Origin of the sequence: Plebeiibacterium marinum (assembly GCF_026013615.1) — a bacterium.
Taxonomy (GTDB): domain Bacteria; phylum Bacteroidota; class Bacteroidia; order Bacteroidales; family Marinilabiliaceae; genus Saccharicrinis; species Saccharicrinis marinus_A.
The window spans coordinates 59,620-75,174 of the sequence record NZ_JAPDPI010000018.1 but is presented as its reverse complement, the minus strand read 5'-3'; the positions used below and the strand labels follow the sequence as shown (position 1 = coordinate 75,174).

12 protein-coding genes are annotated in these 15,555 nt (G+C 37.6%); 9 read left to right on the top strand and 3 right to left on the bottom strand.

The annotated features are described in order from the left end of the window. Positions 1-7: 7 nt before the first annotated feature. Together OM074_RS10220 and OM074_RS10215 are read right to left on the bottom strand one after the other, a co-directional pair. Positions 8-1,786: a chloride channel protein gene (locus tag OM074_RS10220; RefSeq protein WP_301199375.1), complete on the bottom strand. Its 1,779-nt coding sequence runs from the start codon at positions 1,784-1,786 to the stop codon at positions 8-10. A gap of 177 nt (positions 1,787-1,963) precedes the next feature. Next, positions 1,964-2,167 carry a hypothetical protein gene (locus tag OM074_RS10215; RefSeq protein ID WP_301199374.1) on the bottom strand — a complete coding sequence of 68 codons (204 nt, stop codon included), beginning with the start codon at positions 2,165-2,167 and terminating at the stop codon, positions 1,964-1,966. A 389-nt stretch (positions 2,168-2,556) separates the two neighbouring features. Here OM074_RS10215 and OM074_RS10210 point away from each other — a divergent pair, with 389 nt between their 5' ends. From OM074_RS10210 to OM074_RS10170, 9 genes are all read left to right on the top strand, one after another. Further along, positions 2,557-3,513: an NAD(P)H-dependent flavin oxidoreductase gene (locus OM074_RS10210; protein ID WP_301199373.1), complete on the top strand. Its 957-nt coding sequence runs from the start codon at positions 2,557-2,559 to the stop codon at positions 3,511-3,513. Between the two features lie 24 nt (positions 3,514-3,537). Next, entirely contained in the window at positions 3,538-4,794 is a 1,257-nt protein-coding gene (locus OM074_RS10205; RefSeq protein WP_301199372.1) for a M16 family metallopeptidase, read from the top strand. Further along, positions 4,788-6,065 (top strand): M16 family metallopeptidase, encoded by a 1,278-nt coding sequence (locus OM074_RS10200; RefSeq protein WP_301199371.1) that lies wholly within the window; start codon positions 4,788-4,790, stop codon positions 6,063-6,065. The genes OM074_RS10205 and OM074_RS10200 overlap by 7 nt, the downstream gene beginning before the upstream one ends. Positions 6,066-6,134: 69 nt before the next feature. Next, a complete protein-coding gene (locus OM074_RS10195) occupies positions 6,135-8,357 on the top strand; it encodes a RelA/SpoT family protein (RefSeq protein WP_301199370.1) in 2,223 nt (740 codons plus the stop codon). Positions 8,358-8,445: 88 nt separating this feature from the next. Next, positions 8,446-8,889: a Fur family transcriptional regulator gene (locus OM074_RS10190; protein WP_301199369.1), complete on the top strand. Its 444-nt coding sequence runs from the start codon at positions 8,446-8,448 to the stop codon at positions 8,887-8,889. Positions 8,890-9,082: 193 nt separating this feature from the next. Next, entirely contained in the window at positions 9,083-10,351 is a 1,269-nt protein-coding gene (locus tag OM074_RS10185; RefSeq protein WP_301199368.1) for an adenylosuccinate synthase, read from the top strand. 85 nt (positions 10,352-10,436) lie between these two features. Beyond that, complete coding sequence (locus OM074_RS10180; protein ID WP_301199367.1) at positions 10,437-11,531, top strand: alanine racemase; 1,095 nt, start codon at positions 10,437-10,439, stop codon at positions 11,529-11,531. A gap of 32 nt (positions 11,532-11,563) precedes the next feature. Then, a complete protein-coding gene (locus tag OM074_RS10175) occupies positions 11,564-12,955 on the top strand; it encodes a hypothetical protein (protein WP_301199366.1) in 1,392 nt (463 codons plus the stop codon). A 2-nt stretch (positions 12,956-12,957) separates the two neighbouring features. Further along, positions 12,958-13,902 (top strand): LPP20 family lipoprotein, encoded by a 945-nt coding sequence (locus OM074_RS10170; protein ID WP_301199365.1) that lies wholly within the window; start codon positions 12,958-12,960, stop codon positions 13,900-13,902. Positions 13,903-13,938: 36 nt separating this feature from the next. On the opposite strand, the gene OM074_RS10165 is transcribed toward OM074_RS10170, so the two are convergent. Next, entirely contained in the window at positions 13,939-15,399 is a 1,461-nt protein-coding gene (locus OM074_RS10165) for an aminoacyl-histidine dipeptidase (protein ID WP_301199364.1), read from the bottom strand. Positions 15,400-15,555 lie beyond the last annotated feature (156 nt).

Here is a 15,555-nt window from a genome sequence, read left to right as displayed (position 1 = left end):
TATGATGTTAGTAGTCGGAAGAGAATCGTTTTAGTTGATTGCGATATGCAGTAAACGCATTAGCCCTTGAGATAAAGCCAAGGTATTTACCTTTGTCGATAACTGCAATGTTAAACCTTCCGGATTTTCTGAAAATTTCTACAAGATCTTCCATGCCGTCATCCGGACTAATAAAGTACTCCGGCATATACATCAGGTCTTTTACTTTAATCTTTTCATATTTTTCCGGCTCAAATATTATTTCTCGTATGTCATCCATTTTTACCATTCCTTTGAGTATCCCATTTTTATCAACTGCCGGAAATAAATTGCGGTGGGCTTTAGAAATCACTCGTACTAAATCCCCAAGGTTTGCATCAGGTGAAATAATGGCAAAGTCTGTTTCAATTAATTTGTTAACATCCATCATTGTCATTATGTTTTGATCTTTATCGTGGGTTAACAATTCTTTTCGTTGCGCTAATTGGTGTGTGTAAACTGAATGTTTCTCAAATGTTTTGGCTGTAACAAAACTTATTGTAGCAGTTATCATTAAGGGTAAAAACATGGTATAACCACCGGACAAGTCTGCGATTAGAAAAAGGCCTGTCAGTGGAGCATGGAGTACTCCTGCAATGAGGCCGGCCATCCCTATTAATGCAAAATTTTTAACAGGAAGATCAATCCATCCCATCTTGTTGATAATGGTAGCAAATAATACACCTGTGTTGGCCCCCATAAACAATGTTGGGGCAAATATTCCTCCAACCCCACCACTACCAAAAGTTACTGAAGTGGCTATTACTTTTACCCCGATGGTTAAAAACATGATAATGATAAAATTGACAAAGCTGTCGTTCAAATGGCTAAATACTCCAACATCGTGCAAGTAGAACAAGTCTCCATTTAAAGCGCCGTTAATTACTTCGTAGCCTTCGCCAAATAAGTGAGGGAAGAATATCATTAAAATACCGAGGCAGAATGCTCCAAGTGCTAGTCTGCTCCATCCGTTATTTATTTTTTCGAAAAGAAATTCGATGTATTTGTACATACGGGTAAAATAGGTGGCCACAAAACCACAAGCCAGGCCCAGCAATACATAGAATACTAATTCGTGAAGGTTGTACGTGTGTTCAACAATAAAAGGATAAACAACTTCTTGTCCCAGAAAAAGGTAAGAGATAACAACTGCCGATGCAGAAGAAAGGAGCAAAGGGACTAGTGAGGTTAGAGTTAAATCTAGCATGATAACCTCCAATGCAAAAACAATTGCAGCAATAGGCGCTTTGAATATAGCCGACATGGCTCCTGCACAGGCACACCCGAGCAACAGGGTTATCTGACGATAGTTTAGGTGCAATAACTTTCCCAGGTTGGCCCCTATTGCTGCCCCGGTTGAAACAGTAGGGCCTTCCAGACCAACGGATCCACCAAAACCCACAGTAAAAGAACTTGCAATAACGGAGGATATCATATTGTGTCGGTTCATCTTTCCTTCGTTTTTTGAAATAGCGTATAAAACATTAGGAATGCCATGTCTGACAGGCCTCCTTACAACATATTTAATAAATAAAACAGTTAGCAGTACCCCTATCCCGGGAGCTATTAAAAACAACCACTCAAACCCGCTATGAGAAATTGTGTCGTGTACAAAGTGATGGATATAACCTACAGATTGTTTTATGATTACGGCTGCAAGGCCTGCGGCTACTCCGATGATGATACTCAGGATTATTAAGAACTGCCTGTTGCTGACATGTCTTAAGCGCCAGATGAGTAATCTTTTTAGTATTTTTTCTCCAGACATATTTTTCAATTTCAGATAAGAGGGTTTCACTTGTAAAGATTGTAAAAATATATGTCATTCTTTGTAAAATCTTCGATTTCACACAAAGACTGTTTGGGAGGATCGTTGTCCTATATAAAAACGAACCCCCTAAACTTGCTTTGTTTAGAGGGTCTGATTGCTGATTTTAAAGGAATTTCAAGGTTGTGGGATTCCAAGCTCTCTTTCAATGAGCTGAAAAAGTTCTAAGTGCGTTTTGTTTTCAATAGTTCCCAATGCACAGTTTCTTTTTAAAAAGCGTTTTACTTCCTCATCTTTTCCGTATAAGTGAGTAAAGTAGTTGATTTTGTGAGTTTCGCCACATTTAAAAATTAAGGTGTCGTCTTTTTTACTTCGTGCCATGATTTAAATTTAAGTTAAATGATTTATTGGTGTAAGAGAGGTTTGTTGCAATGTTATACTTGAATTTATGTGTTTAATACTGTAAGGTTTATTTTGTAATTAGGTTAATGCGTATTCTGTGTGCGTTAATAAGTGTTAATAATTATATACTGAAATTAATAAAAAAAGATTCAAAACATGATATATTTCAGCCATTTTCCACTAATTAAATTTTTGAGTCGATTTATTGGATTGAAAATCAGTGGGTATGGCAGGATGTGTTTGTTCCGGGGGTTATCGATGTTTGGTTTTAAGAAATATTCACAGTGTAACATGCTTTATTCATAACATGTGAAGGTGTAGCGCATTGATTATTTGATATATTTGCAAATTAAGTTTTTGGAAAACATATGGCAAATAGTATAACGAAGTTGTTTGGGATTAAATATCCGGTTGTGCAAGGCGGGATGGTATGGTGCAGTGGGTGGAAACTGGCTTCTGCAGTTAGTAATAACGGAGGATTGGGATTGCTTGGGGCAGGCTCTATGTATCCAGAGGTATTAAGAGAGCATATAGCAAAAATGAAGGAGGCTACAGCTAAGCCCTGGGGAATCAATGTGCCTCTATTGTATCCTAATGTGGAAGAACTCATTGATATTATTATTGAAGAAGGAGTCAAAGTTGTGTTTACTAGTGCCGGTAATCCTGCAAAATACACCCAGAGGTTGAAGGATAATGGTATTGTTGTGGCGCATGTGATTGCCAATAGTCGTTTTGCAAAAAAATGTGAAGACAGTGGTGTGGATGTTTTGGTTGCAGAAGGATTTGAGGCCGGGGGGCATAATAGCAAGGAGGAAACTACCACTATGGTGTTAGTTCCACAAATTAAAAAAGCAACCCATTTGCCACTCATTGCAGCAGGAGGCATTGGATCCGGAAGAGCGATGGCTGCAGCGATGGCGTTAGGGGCAGATGGCGTTCAGATAGGATCAAGGTTTGCTGTGAGTAAGGAATCTTCGGCACACCCCAATTTTATGAATAAAGTTTTAGAAGCCGGAGAAGGAGGGACGTTGCTGACCTTGAAACAATTGGGGCCAGTTAGGTTGATACATAATATGTTCTCCCGACAAGTAGAAGATGCAGAAAGAAGAGGAGCTTCTGTTGAGGAGCTAAAAGAATTGCTCGGTAAGGGACGTGCAAAAAAAGGAATCTTTTTGGGAGATCTGGATGAAGGGGAGCTCGAAATTGGTCAGGTTTCTTCTATGATAGAAAGGATTATGCCGGTAAAAGAGATAATGGAAGAAATAATAGCAGAATATAAAGAAGTGCTAGAACAGTTAACCAATAAGGATAAATATTGGTTTTAAGGATAATGTCTTGTTTTTGAAATAATGATAGAAATTAAAAAATATACACTCGAAAATGGGTTGAAGCTGATAGTGCATCAGGATAAAACCACTCCATTGGCTGCTATTAATGTTTTGTATGATGTGGGAGCTAAGGATGAGGATGAGGAGAAAACCGGTTTCGCTCATTTGTTTGAGCATTTAATGTTTGGAGGTAGTGCAAATATTCCTTCATACGATGAACCTTTACAAAAAGTGGGAGGAGATAATAATGCATGGACCAGTAATGATCTGACAAATTATTATTTAACCCTTCCGGCTGCCAACCTTGAAACAGGTCTTTGGCTGGAATCGGACAGGATGCTTGAGCTGGATTTTTCACAGGAGTCGCTTGATGTTCAAAAGAAAGTAGTGATAGAGGAATATAAGCAAAGGTACCTTAATCAACCTTATGGCGATGTGCCATTGTTGTTAAGGCCACTCGCATATAAGGTTCATCCATATAAATGGCCTACTATTGGAGCAGATATAAAACATATAGAAGAGGCAAATCTTGACGATGTTAAACAGTTTTTTTATTCGCATTATGCACCCAATAATGCAATTGTTTCTGTTACTGGAAATGTAGAGCCGGATGAAGTATATGGATTGGTTAAAAAGTGGTTTGGTGATATTCCGTCAAGGCAGGTTAAAAAGCGTCAGTTGCCAACAGAACCGGTTCAAAAAGAAATGCGGATAAAAAAAGTAGAGCGTGATGTGCCTTCCGATATGCTTCAAATGACATTTCATATGTGTGGCAGGAGAGATGCTGAATATCATACTTTAGATATGTTGTCGGATGTTTTGTCAAATGGGGCAAGCTCCAGGTTATATCAAAGGTTGGTAAAGGGTAAAAAATTATTTACAGACCTTCATGCCTATATTTCAGGAGATATAGAAAATGGCTTGTTCACTTTTGCCGGGAATATATCAGATCATGCTACCATTTATGAAGCAGAAGAGGCTATTTGGGAGGAAATTGCTGAAATTAAAAATGTTTTGGTAGAAGAATATGAATTGCAAAAGGTAAAAAACAAGGTTGAGTCTACATTAACTTTTTCAGAAATAAATTTCCTCAACAAAGCAATGAACCTGGCTCAGTTTGAGTTGTTAGGTAGGGCTGAGGATATTAATCACGAAGTGGATAAGTATAGGAGTGTGACTGCGGAAGATATAAAGGCTTGCGCTAATAGGGTGCTGGTGGAGAGTAATTGCTCTAAGCTATATTATCTGTCAATAAGTAAAAAAGAGAAAATATGTTAGCAAGAAATACTGCTCCGTCGTTTGTGTTGCCTGCCGGGTTATCTATTATAGATGGCAAAGAGTTTAAGTTAAATAATGGGATACCTGTTCATGTAATCAATGGAGGAACCCAGGATGTTGTGAAGATTGACTTTATTTTTCCTGCGGGTTCTGTTCAGGCACAAAAACCGTTGGTGGCTTCATTTACAAATCACCTGATGCAAGAGGGAACTGTTGGTATGACTTCTGCGGAAATTTCAGAGAAAATTGATTATTACGGGGCTTTTTTAGGGCAATCGGTAAATTATCACCATGCTCAGATTACCCTGTATGCCTTAACCAAATATTTGCCTGAATTATTGCCTGTTATCGAAGATATTATTAAGAAACCGACATTTTCAAAACATGAGTTTGATGTTTATTTGTCGAAAAAGCGACAGGATTTTCATGTGGATTCAGAAAAAGTAAAGGTGCTATCACACCGTGAATCTTTGGAGGTGTTGTTTGGAGAGGATCATCCTTATGGTAAGGTGGCGAAGTTGAAACATTATGATGCATTGAAAATCAGTGATCTGAAGGAGTTTCATAAAGCGCAATATTCTTCTGATTTGTGCAGGATAATTGTAGCAGGTAAAACCAATAGTGATTTTAACAACTTGTTAAATCAATATTTTGGTGGTGATGATTGGCATAACAATACTGAAGATGTTTCTGTTGTGCCAGATGTGCCCGCGATAAAGGGAGGCTTGCACATTGTTAAAAAAGACAACGCTATACAGTCGGCTTTGAGAATTGTAAGGCTTGGGGTAACAAAATCGCACCCTGATTTTTTGCCTTTGATGGTTCTGAATACATTGTTTGGTGGATATTTTGGTTCCAGATTAATGGCAAACCTAAGGGAAGAGAAAGGTCTTACTTATGGGATATCATCCTTTATAACTTCTTTTGTGAAGGCCGGGATGATTGGGGTTTCAACAGAGGTTTTGGCAGAAAAAAGAGAGCTGGCAGTTGAGGAAGTTTTTGCTGAAATGGAAAAGCTGCGTTCAGAGGTGGTTTCGGATGAGGAATTGACCCGTGTAAAAAATTATATGTTGGGCGATTTAATGAGGAACCTTGACGGACCTTTTGCCCTGTCTGAAGCCTATAGGGGACTGCTTGGATTTGATCTGACAATCGGTTTTTTTAATGAGCTGGAGCAGACAATTATTAATATAACAGCTGAAGAAATAAAAGAATTGGCAGTAAAATACTTAGTAAAAGATGATTTTCATGTAGTAGTTGCAGGAAAGTAGCTTTTTTTTACTAATATTGTTAGTTTTGAGAATTGAGTTTTAGGGTTTATAATCGTATGTTTTAGGTTAATGAGCAAAGTTCTATCGGAAATAGAGGAGAATGAAATCATCAAGAAAGAATACGAAGCTTTGCTTGATGAGTGCCCCCGTTGCAAAACGGGTAAGGGTGCTTTAATAGTAGACAAAGCCTTTGAGTTAGCCAGGAAAGCACATAAAGGGGTTCGGAGAAAATCTGGTGAGCCTTATATTTTGCATCCTTTGGCAGTAGCAAGGATTGTGGCAGAAGAAATTGGTCTGGGTACTACAGGTGTAGCTGCATCTTTGCTTCATGATGTTATCGAAGATACCGACTATACATATGAAGATTTAGAAGCCATATTTGGAAAAAAGATTGCTTCAATCGTTGATGGGCTTACCAAGTTATCTGGAGTTTTTGATAAAAACCAGTCTGCTCAGGCTGAGAACTTTCGAAAGTTATTGCTGACAATGGTTGAGGATGTGAGGGTGATCATCATTAAGTTGGCTGATAGGCTTCATAACATGCGAACCCTGGGATCAATGCCTGAGCACAAAAGGTTGAAAATAGCAGGAGAAACACTTTTTATGTATGCCCCGCTTGCACACCGCTTAGGTCTGTATTCTTTAAAAACCGAACTTGAAGACCTGAGTCTTAAATATGAACATCCCGTAGTTTACCAGGATATAGTAAGTCAGATTGAGCATAGTGAAAGCCGAAACAAAGATCTGTTAGAGAGGTTTGTATTACCAATAGAGGAATCACTTGGTAAAGCGGGTATTGAATTTGAAATTAAGGCACGCCCCAAATCGGTATACTCCATCTGGAATAAAATGCAAAAAAAGAATATTCCGGTTGATGAGATTTATGATGTGCTGGCAATCCGAATTGTATTTAAGCAAAATGAATTTTCTCCGGAGAAAGCACAATGCTGGAATATCTATTCCTTAATAACAGATATTTATAAACCAAAGCCTGATCGCCTGCGCGACTGGGTTAGTACCCCCAAGGCCAATGGATATGAGGCTTTACATGCCACTGTTATGGGGCCGAATGGGAAATGGGTAGAAATACAAATCCGCAGTGAAAGAATGGATGAGATTGCAGAACGAGGTTTTGCTGCTCATTACAAATACAAAGAAGTTCAGGAAAAGGATTCAGAGTTGGAGAACTGGCTTCAGCGTATTCGTGATATTCTCGAAAATCCACCGGCAGACTCGCTTGAGTTTCTGGATGATTTTAAATTGAATCTGTTTTCATCAGAGATTATGATCTTTACCCCAAAAGGGGAAGTGAAAGTTATGCCAAAGGGATCTACTGCTCTTGATTTTGCATTTGAAATTCATACAAAGCTAGGGTACAAGTGTATAGGGGCAAAAGTAAACTATAAGCTGGTTCCGGTTAGTTATGAGCTTAAAAGCGGGGATCAGGTAGAGATATTGACATCGGAAAAGCAAACCCCTAAATACGAATGGTTAAAGTCTGTGTTAACAGCAAAGGCAAAGAAGGCGATTAAGGACGTATTTAAAAAGGAGCGTAAAGAAATTATTGCCATAGGGGAAAAATTAGTTGAGGAGGCATTGAATAAAAAGAAGCTTACAACTAATAACCGGATTTTAAATAAACTCCTCAAATATCATAAAATTGAACGAAAAGAGGAGCTTTATTTTAAAATTGGCAGTAGCAAAATAACTCTGGATAATATTGATAAGATATTAAAAGAAAAATCCTCGAATAAGTGGATCAAGTATTGGACATTGTCGTTTGGAGGAGGTAAAAAGGAGAAAGCCCCAAACCCTAAAAAAGTAGATAAAAAGAAGCCCTTTGTATTGTCGGATGATACCGATGCAAATAATTACATTATAGCAAGTTGTTGTAATCCAATACCGGGTGATGATGTGGTAGGCTATGTGGATGACGATGAAAAAGTGATACTTCATAACAGAAAATGTCCGGTTGCTATTAAGCTTATGTCAAGCCAGGGCAATAAAATTGTATCTGCAGAATGGACTACGCATAAATTACTTTCCTTTTTGGCTATTATAAATCTTACCGGAATTGATCAGATTGGTATTGTAAGTAAAATAACCAAAGTGATCTCTGATGATCAGAACGTTAATATGCGATCCATTAACGTTGAGAGTCATGATGGTATTTTTGATGGGATTATTCATCTTTATATACACAATGTTGAAGATTTGAATAATTTGATATATAACATCATGAAAATAAAAGGGGTGCATACTGTAATCAGACAGGAAAGAATTCAAAAATAAATTTCTTGTTTTAATTTAGTCTAAACTATCGTTTTATTATTTAGTTAAAATATTTATCTTTAGCCAGCTATTTATAATTGGTTTATTTATGGATAAGGTGAAAACAAAGGAGGTGGTAAAAAGAATTTTCACTGAGTTTCTGCAAAAGAATGGCCACCGAAAAACGCCTGAAAGATTTGCAATATTAGAGGAGATATACACCAGAGACGGTCATTTTGACATTGAATCGCTTTATATTTTTATGAAAAATAAAAATTATAGGGTGAGTAGGGCTACCTTGTATAATACCATTGATTTGTTACTTGAGTGCAAATTGGTTATTAAGCATCAATTTGGAAAAAACATTGCTCAGTTTGAAAAATCTTTCGAGTCGAAACAGCATGATCATTTAATATGCACACACTGTGGCAGTGTGATTGAGTTTTGCGACCCTGGAATACAGTCGGTGTTAAATAATGCCAGTGGAACCTTGGATTTCAGTGTTTCGCATCATTCACTATATATTTATGGGGTGTGTAAAAACTGTCAGTAATACACTTGTTGGTATTTCTATGTAAAAATATTGGAATGTATGCAGCCCAATGTTTATAGGGGATTGTATGTTTGCTTTAAAAATATATCAAAAACCATGATATTATAACATTATTAATAGTTATTTTTGCTGGTCGAAAAAATTTAGCTAACAGTTTCTTGCTGGTACGTAAAAAAGTTTAAACAATTATATAATGAAAGTTGATGTTCTTCTTGGTCTTCAATGGGGAGACGAGGGTAAAGGAAAAGTTGTGGATGTACTTACTCCAAAGTATGATGTTATTACACGTTTTCAGGGCGGTCCTAATGCAGGCCATACACTGGAGTTTGATAACATTAAGCATGTGTTACACAATATTCCTTCAGGTATATTTCATGAATCAAAAATGAATATTATTGGTAATGGAGTAGTGCTTGATCCTATTAGTTTTAAACAAGAAATAGACGAATTGGAAGCAAGAGGTATGGATATGACCAAAAATCTTGTTATCTCAAAGAAGGCTCATCTTATTTTACCTACCCATAGAATTTTAGATGCAGCTTCAGAAGCATCTAAAGGAAAAACAAAGATTGGCTCTACGTTAAAAGGAATTGGTCCTACGTATATGGATAAAACCGGTAGAAATGGTCTAAGGGTAGGCGATATACTTAGTAATTTTGACGAAAAATATAGCGACCTGAAAAAGAAGCATGAGCAACTCCTTTCTATGTATAATTTTGAGTATAATATTGAGGAGTTTGAAAAGGGCTTAAAGGAAGGTATCGAGTGTTTAAAGAAATTTACCTTAATTGATAGTGAACATCAAATCAATGGTTACTTAAAAGACGGAAAGTCTGTTTTGGCCGAAGGTGCCCAGGGGACTTTGTTGGACATTGATTTTGGATCCTATCCTTATGTTACCTCATCAAATACTATTTGTGCGGGAGCTTGTACCGGTATGGGGGTGGCTCCAAACAAAATTGGTGAAGTGTTTGGTATCTTTAAGGCCTATTGTACAAGGGTTGGAAGTGGACCATTTCCAACAGAGCTGGAATGTGAAACAGGAGAAGAACTTCGTAAAGCAGGTCATGAGTTTGGAGCTACAACAGGAAGGCCTCGCAGATGCGGTTGGTTGGATTTGGTAGCGTTGAAGTATTCAGTTATGATTAATGGGGTTACTCAGTTGATTATGACTAAGGGAGATGTGTTAAGTTCTTTTAAAACCATTAAAGTAGCAACAGCCTATAAAATTGACGGTGAAGAGACTACAGAGTTTCCATTTGAATTACCTGATAATTTAGAGGTGGTTTATGATGAATTACCTGGTTGGAATGCAGATTTGACCGGGATGAAATCGGAGGATGAGTTCCCTGAAGAGTTAAATAACTATATTAGTTACCTTGAGGCTGAGCTTGAAGTGCCTATTACAATTGTTTCAGTAGGTCCGGATAGGGATCAGACTATTGTGAGGGCAGCAAAATAAGAAAAATTCAAATTCATATAGGAAGCCTGATTAACTTTTGTTAGTCAGGCTTTTGTTATTAAATTTGGCTGATAAAAATAATGTTATGGGTATTATTAGTGAGCCAACATTGCTTTTGAATCCGGATATCTGTAGGCGGAATATCAGGACAATGAATAACCGTATTAAAAAATGGGGAGGGGTGTTCCGACCTCATTTTAAAACACATCAGTCTGCAGTAATTGGGGAGTGGTTTAAGGAGGAAGGAGTTGGTTGTATTACTGTTTCGTCATTTAAAATGGCTGAGTACTTTGCCCGGAAGGGTTGGGAGGACATTACTGTTGCTATAACTGCTACCATTTTAAATGTTGATATAATTAATCAACTGGCTGCTAAAATTAACCTCAATATTGTTGTTGAAGATGGCTATACAATACAAGTTCTGGAAGAACAGTTAAAATATCCTGTGGGTGTTTTTATAAAAGCGGATACCGGTTATCACAGGACAGGTATGGATGCTGATGATTTAGTTGAGATAAAAGGTTTGCTGAATAAGTTGAGGGATACCCGGAAGCTTATATTTATCGGTTTTTTAACTCATGCCGGAAATACATATGAAGCAAGAGGTGTAGATTCGATTGTGAAAGAGACAGAATTGTCACTGCAAAAGTTTTTGGCATTAAAAGTTTTTCTAAAAGACAGTTTCCCATTGATGCAGTTGTCTTGGGGGGATACACCTGGCTGTTCGGTTTATGATGGTTTTCAGGGTGTAGATGAATTTCGTCCCGGGAATTTTGTTTTCTATGATTATATGCAATCAGAAATTGGTTGTTGCCAGCTTACAGATGTAGCTGTTTGCCTGGCTGCTCCTGTAATTGCAGTTCATCCGCAGAGAAATGAAATTGTTGTACATTCAGGGGCTGTTCATTTGTCAAAGGATAGAGTAACTAAAGGAGATGGTAGTTGTTCTTATGGAAAGGCTGTGAGTCTACGGGGGATGGAATGGGATGTGGAGTCAGAGATAGGGGAGGTAAAGACCCTGTCGCAGGAGCATGGGATTATCAAAGCGCATTATGATAAAATTATATCATTAAAGCCAGGTGATGTTATTGGGATACTGCCGGTGCATTCGTGCCTTACTGCCAACTTAATGAAGAAATTTTTAACGACAGAGGGTAACTTAATTCAAATGATGCAGTAAACAAATCTAAATATTTAAATGAATTGTATATAATGAGGAAATTTGTACTTCTTTTTTGTGTATTGGTCCTAGTGTTTGGTTGTGCCAGTAAACGTTATGTGAAAAAAGGGTTAGAGCTTGAAAATTCAGGGTTATACGCCGATGCGGCGAACCAATATTATAATTCTTTATTAAAGAATATCAACAATATTGATGCAAAAATAGCACTCCAGCGAACTGGCCAGTTGGTGCTTGATGATTATATTGAAAAGTTTAAAAGTCAGTACCAAAACGGCACTCCCAAAGAGGCGGTTTATTCTTTTCGTGAGGCTGATAATTATAATAATAAGCTAAAAGAGGTGGGGATGAATCTTATCTTTCCTGAAGATCAAAGGACATATTATAAAGAAGTTGAGGATACTTATTTAAGTTCATTGTATATGGAGGCAGTGAAAGCCCTTGATTTGGAGGAGTTTGTTGCGTCTGAACAAGTGTTTAGTGAGATATTATCTCTGAATAATAACTATAAAGATGCTCAGTCTAAATGGGTTGTGGCCAAATATGAGCCAATTTACAGAGCAGGTAAGGAGCAAATGGATAACAAGATGTTTCGTTCATCATATTTTACTTTTAAGCAGATTATAGATCATGTAAAAGCATATGAAAACAGTATTGAGCTGATGAACCAATCATTGAACGAGGCAAAGGTTACTATCTTTGTGGATCATATAAAAGTTCCTTATTCATCGTATCAAACTCTGGCTTCCAATCTCAAAAGTAAAATTGTTAATGGCATAACAGGGATGAACAATCCATTGTATGAAGTAAGTACAACTAAAACAAAAGAGAACAACCCCTTTGTGGAAGCAAATTCCGGAGCTATAGCAAAAGAGTATGATAGAAACAAGGATTTAGTTCAGGAATATATTGCTGCAAAGGCCGTGTTAAGTTGTAAGATTCAGGATTATAAAACCTACAATGGGAAACTGGTGAAAAATGAAAAGCGTGGATATTTAAAAAGAACAGTGGAATATAAAGACAAGGAAACCGGGTTGACAAAAAAGAAAACGGTATATGATAAGGTGACATACTATGAGTATGAAATGAGTCGTTATGTTCAAATTGCCCTGGAGTATTCAATGAAAAGAACGGATCGTGATGAGCTTGCTGTTAATAATGTTTTTAACCAACAGGAAAAGGACCAGTTGCATTATGCTGTTTACGAAGGGGATTATAAAAAACTAGTTCCGGGGTATTGGAAATATTTATCAAAGGACAGTAGTGAAGATTATATTAATACCAATAGTTCAGCTGTATCGGATCTTCAGTCGCTTTTGAAAAGTAAAAGGACAGCAAAGTCAAGTAGCGTTTTGGAAAAGGAGTTGGTGAGCAAATGTGTGAAAACAATTGTTTCGGAGATTGCTAATTATAAACCAGAGAATTAATTATGATTTTTAAAAATATTTCCTGCCTGTTTTTTGTGCTGGTATTGATGAACTGCTCATCAACTAAAAAGCAGGCAGAGTTGTTGGAGCAGACCAAGCCTGGCTGGTTAAAAGAAAGACCATCAAATGATTTGTATTACCATGGGATTGGTATTGTTCCTAAAGTAGGTTCGCCCATGCTTTATGAGGACAAAGCTAAAAATAAGGCTTTGGCAGATATTTCAGGACAGATAAATGCCAATATTAAAGCGGAGGCGGTGATGTATCAGGTGGAAGATAAAAATGGGGTGCATGATTATCTTCAAAACAGGATCAAGTCAACATCGACAGAGTTTTTAGAGGGATATGAGTATGAGGATAAGTGGGAAGATTTATCCAATACATATGTATATTATCGCTTGTCGAAGCAGGTTTATAAAGAGTTAAAGGCCAAAAGGAAAGCAGAAGCTATAGAAGCTGCCAAATCAAAATATGAGGAAGGGCAGACGCAGTTTGGCAACAATAACTTTGTTGTTGCCATACAACAGTTTGCTTCGTGCATAGATTTGTTAAGTGGTTATTTAAATGAAACAACATTTGCAAATGTTGAAGGACAACAAGTTGATCTGGTAGCCAAATCGGGTGCTATAATTGCTGATGTATTGCAAGATATTGAATTAACAAGCAATAATGCCGATGGGGTTGAAGTATCTTGTGATGGCCATATAGTTGCTAATTTCCCTATTAAGTTTGAATATAGCGGTGGTTATCTGGTAAATGATAAGATAAAGTCAAATGAAAAGGGGAGGGGCGCCTTACCCGCTTTGCCCAATGGTACAAATCCGTCGGGGAATACCCTAAAGGCTGCTGTTGATCTGGTGAGCCTGGGCAGGCAGGTAACACAAAACTTATATGTGCGCAAGATTATTGAAAACCAGAAGGCTGCAGAGATATTGATGAAGTTATAGCTGCGTAAAAAAAAAGGAGCACTAAGGCTCCTTTAATTATTTTGCAGGTACATTTTTAAGTGTTTCCAATAAAAACTTCCAGAATTTTCCAACGGTTTCAATATTTACCTTTTCATCAGGGGAGTGAGGGAAGCGTATAGTCGGGCCAAATGAGATCATATCCCAGTTTGGATATACAGCTCCTAAAATACCACATTCCAATCCTGCATGGATACCTTTAATTTCCGGTATTTTACCAAATTCATTATTGTAAACATCTTTCATTACCTGAAGTATTTCAGATTCCGGATTTGGTTTCCATCCCGGGTATTGACCGCTAAATTCTACTTTTGCTCCCGCTAATCGGAATAAACTCTCTAATGTGGATTCAACATCTTCTTTAGCTGTATCAACAGAACTCCGGATAAGGCATAATACTTTTGTTTTTCCACCCTCGGATTTAACAATGGCAAGATTTAATGAGGTTTCAACTAAGCCCGGCATGGCATCACTCATTCTGATAACGCCATTAGGACAAGCCTGGATGGAGTTAACCAGGTCGTCTTGCGCTATTTCATCCATTAATGAAGAAGGCATGTCGCATTGTTCTGCAACTAATAATAAATCCGGTTCAGTGGCTGCAAGTTCACTTTTGTATGTAGATGAAAATTCTTCAACAGTTTCTGAAAATTCAATCACATTGTTTGCAGGAACGGTAACAACAGCAAATGCTTCACGAGGAATGGCGTTTCTTAAGCTGCCTCCATCAATTGAAGCTAAACGCACCCCGTAAGCTGCTACAAGTTCTTTTAACAAGCGAAACATTAACTTGTTGGCATTGCCCCTGCCTAAGATGATGTCCATGCCGGAATGGCCACCTTTTAAACCTGTTAATGAGATTTTAAACGCTACCGTATTGGCTTCTGTTTGAACTTCGCTATAAGAGAATTCCATATTGGCATTCGACCCTCCTGCACACCCCACATATAGTTCTCCTTCGTCCTCCGAATCCATGTTGATTAGGATATCAGCATCCAGCATTCCGGCTTCCAGACCAAAAGCTCCTGTCATTCCGGTTTCTTCATCTATGGTAAACAGAGCTTCAATAGGGCCATGAGGAATGTCTTTTGATTGAAGAATGCCCATGGCAGCAGCAACTCCGATTCCGTTATCTGCTCCTAAAGTAGTGCCGTTAGCCTTTACCCAGCCATCTTCAATATATGTTTCAATGGGATCTTTTCCGAAATCATGTTGCTTATCACTATTTTTTTGAGGTACCATGTCGACATGGCCTTGCAGTAAAATAGTTTTTCTGTTTTCCATACCTGGCGTTGCCGGCTTTTTTATAATAACATTTCCGGTTTTGTCAACGATTGTTTCTAAGCCTAACTTTTTGCCAAATTCCTCCACATACTTAGCTGCTTGTTGTTCTTTTTTACTTGGGCGGGGAATCTGTGTTAAAGCGTAGAAATTCTCCCATAATGAAATAGGTTCTAATTTCGATATCTCGTTATTCATATAGTAAAGTTTTTTATTGGGAATAAGATTATGGAGCATCTTATTTCATGATTAAAAAATACGAACGATAAAATTAAGGAATTTGAAAGGAAAAGGTTCTGATAAGAATCAGTTAAATAAGAAAAGGCCTTACTGGTTTCTTTAAACAACAGAAGG

Bases quoted from the DNA above. Each gene is read 5' to 3' on its own strand.
- OM074_RS10220 (WP_301199375.1), bottom strand. From the start codon at position 1,786: ATGTCTGGAGAAAAAATACTAAAAAGATTACTCATCTGGCGCTTAAGA.
- OM074_RS10215 (WP_301199374.1), bottom strand. From the start codon at position 2,167: ATGGCACGAAGTAAAAAAGACGACACCTTAATTTTTAAATGTGGCGAA.
- OM074_RS10210 (WP_301199373.1), top strand. From the start codon at position 2,557: ATGGCAAATAGTATAACGAAGTTGTTTGGGATTAAATATCCGGTTGTG.
- OM074_RS10205 (WP_301199372.1), top strand. From the start codon at position 3,538: ATGATAGAAATTAAAAAATATACACTCGAAAATGGGTTGAAGCTGATA.
- OM074_RS10200 (WP_301199371.1), top strand. From the start codon at position 4,788: ATGTTAGCAAGAAATACTGCTCCGTCGTTTGTGTTGCCTGCCGGGTTA.
- OM074_RS10195 (WP_301199370.1), top strand. From the start codon at position 6,135: ATGAGCAAAGTTCTATCGGAAATAGAGGAGAATGAAATCATCAAGAAA.
- OM074_RS10190 (WP_301199369.1), top strand. From the start codon at position 8,446: ATGGATAAGGTGAAAACAAAGGAGGTGGTAAAAAGAATTTTCACTGAG.
- OM074_RS10185 (WP_301199368.1), top strand. From the start codon at position 9,083: ATGAAAGTTGATGTTCTTCTTGGTCTTCAATGGGGAGACGAGGGTAAA.
- OM074_RS10180 (WP_301199367.1), top strand. From the start codon at position 10,437: ATGGGTATTATTAGTGAGCCAACATTGCTTTTGAATCCGGATATCTGT.
- OM074_RS10175 (WP_301199366.1), top strand. From the start codon at position 11,564: ATGAGGAAATTTGTACTTCTTTTTTGTGTATTGGTCCTAGTGTTTGGT.
- OM074_RS10170 (WP_301199365.1), top strand. From the start codon at position 12,958: ATGATTTTTAAAAATATTTCCTGCCTGTTTTTTGTGCTGGTATTGATG.
- OM074_RS10165 (WP_301199364.1), bottom strand. From the start codon at position 15,399: ATGAATAACGAGATATCGAAATTAGAACCTATTTCATTATGGGAGAAT.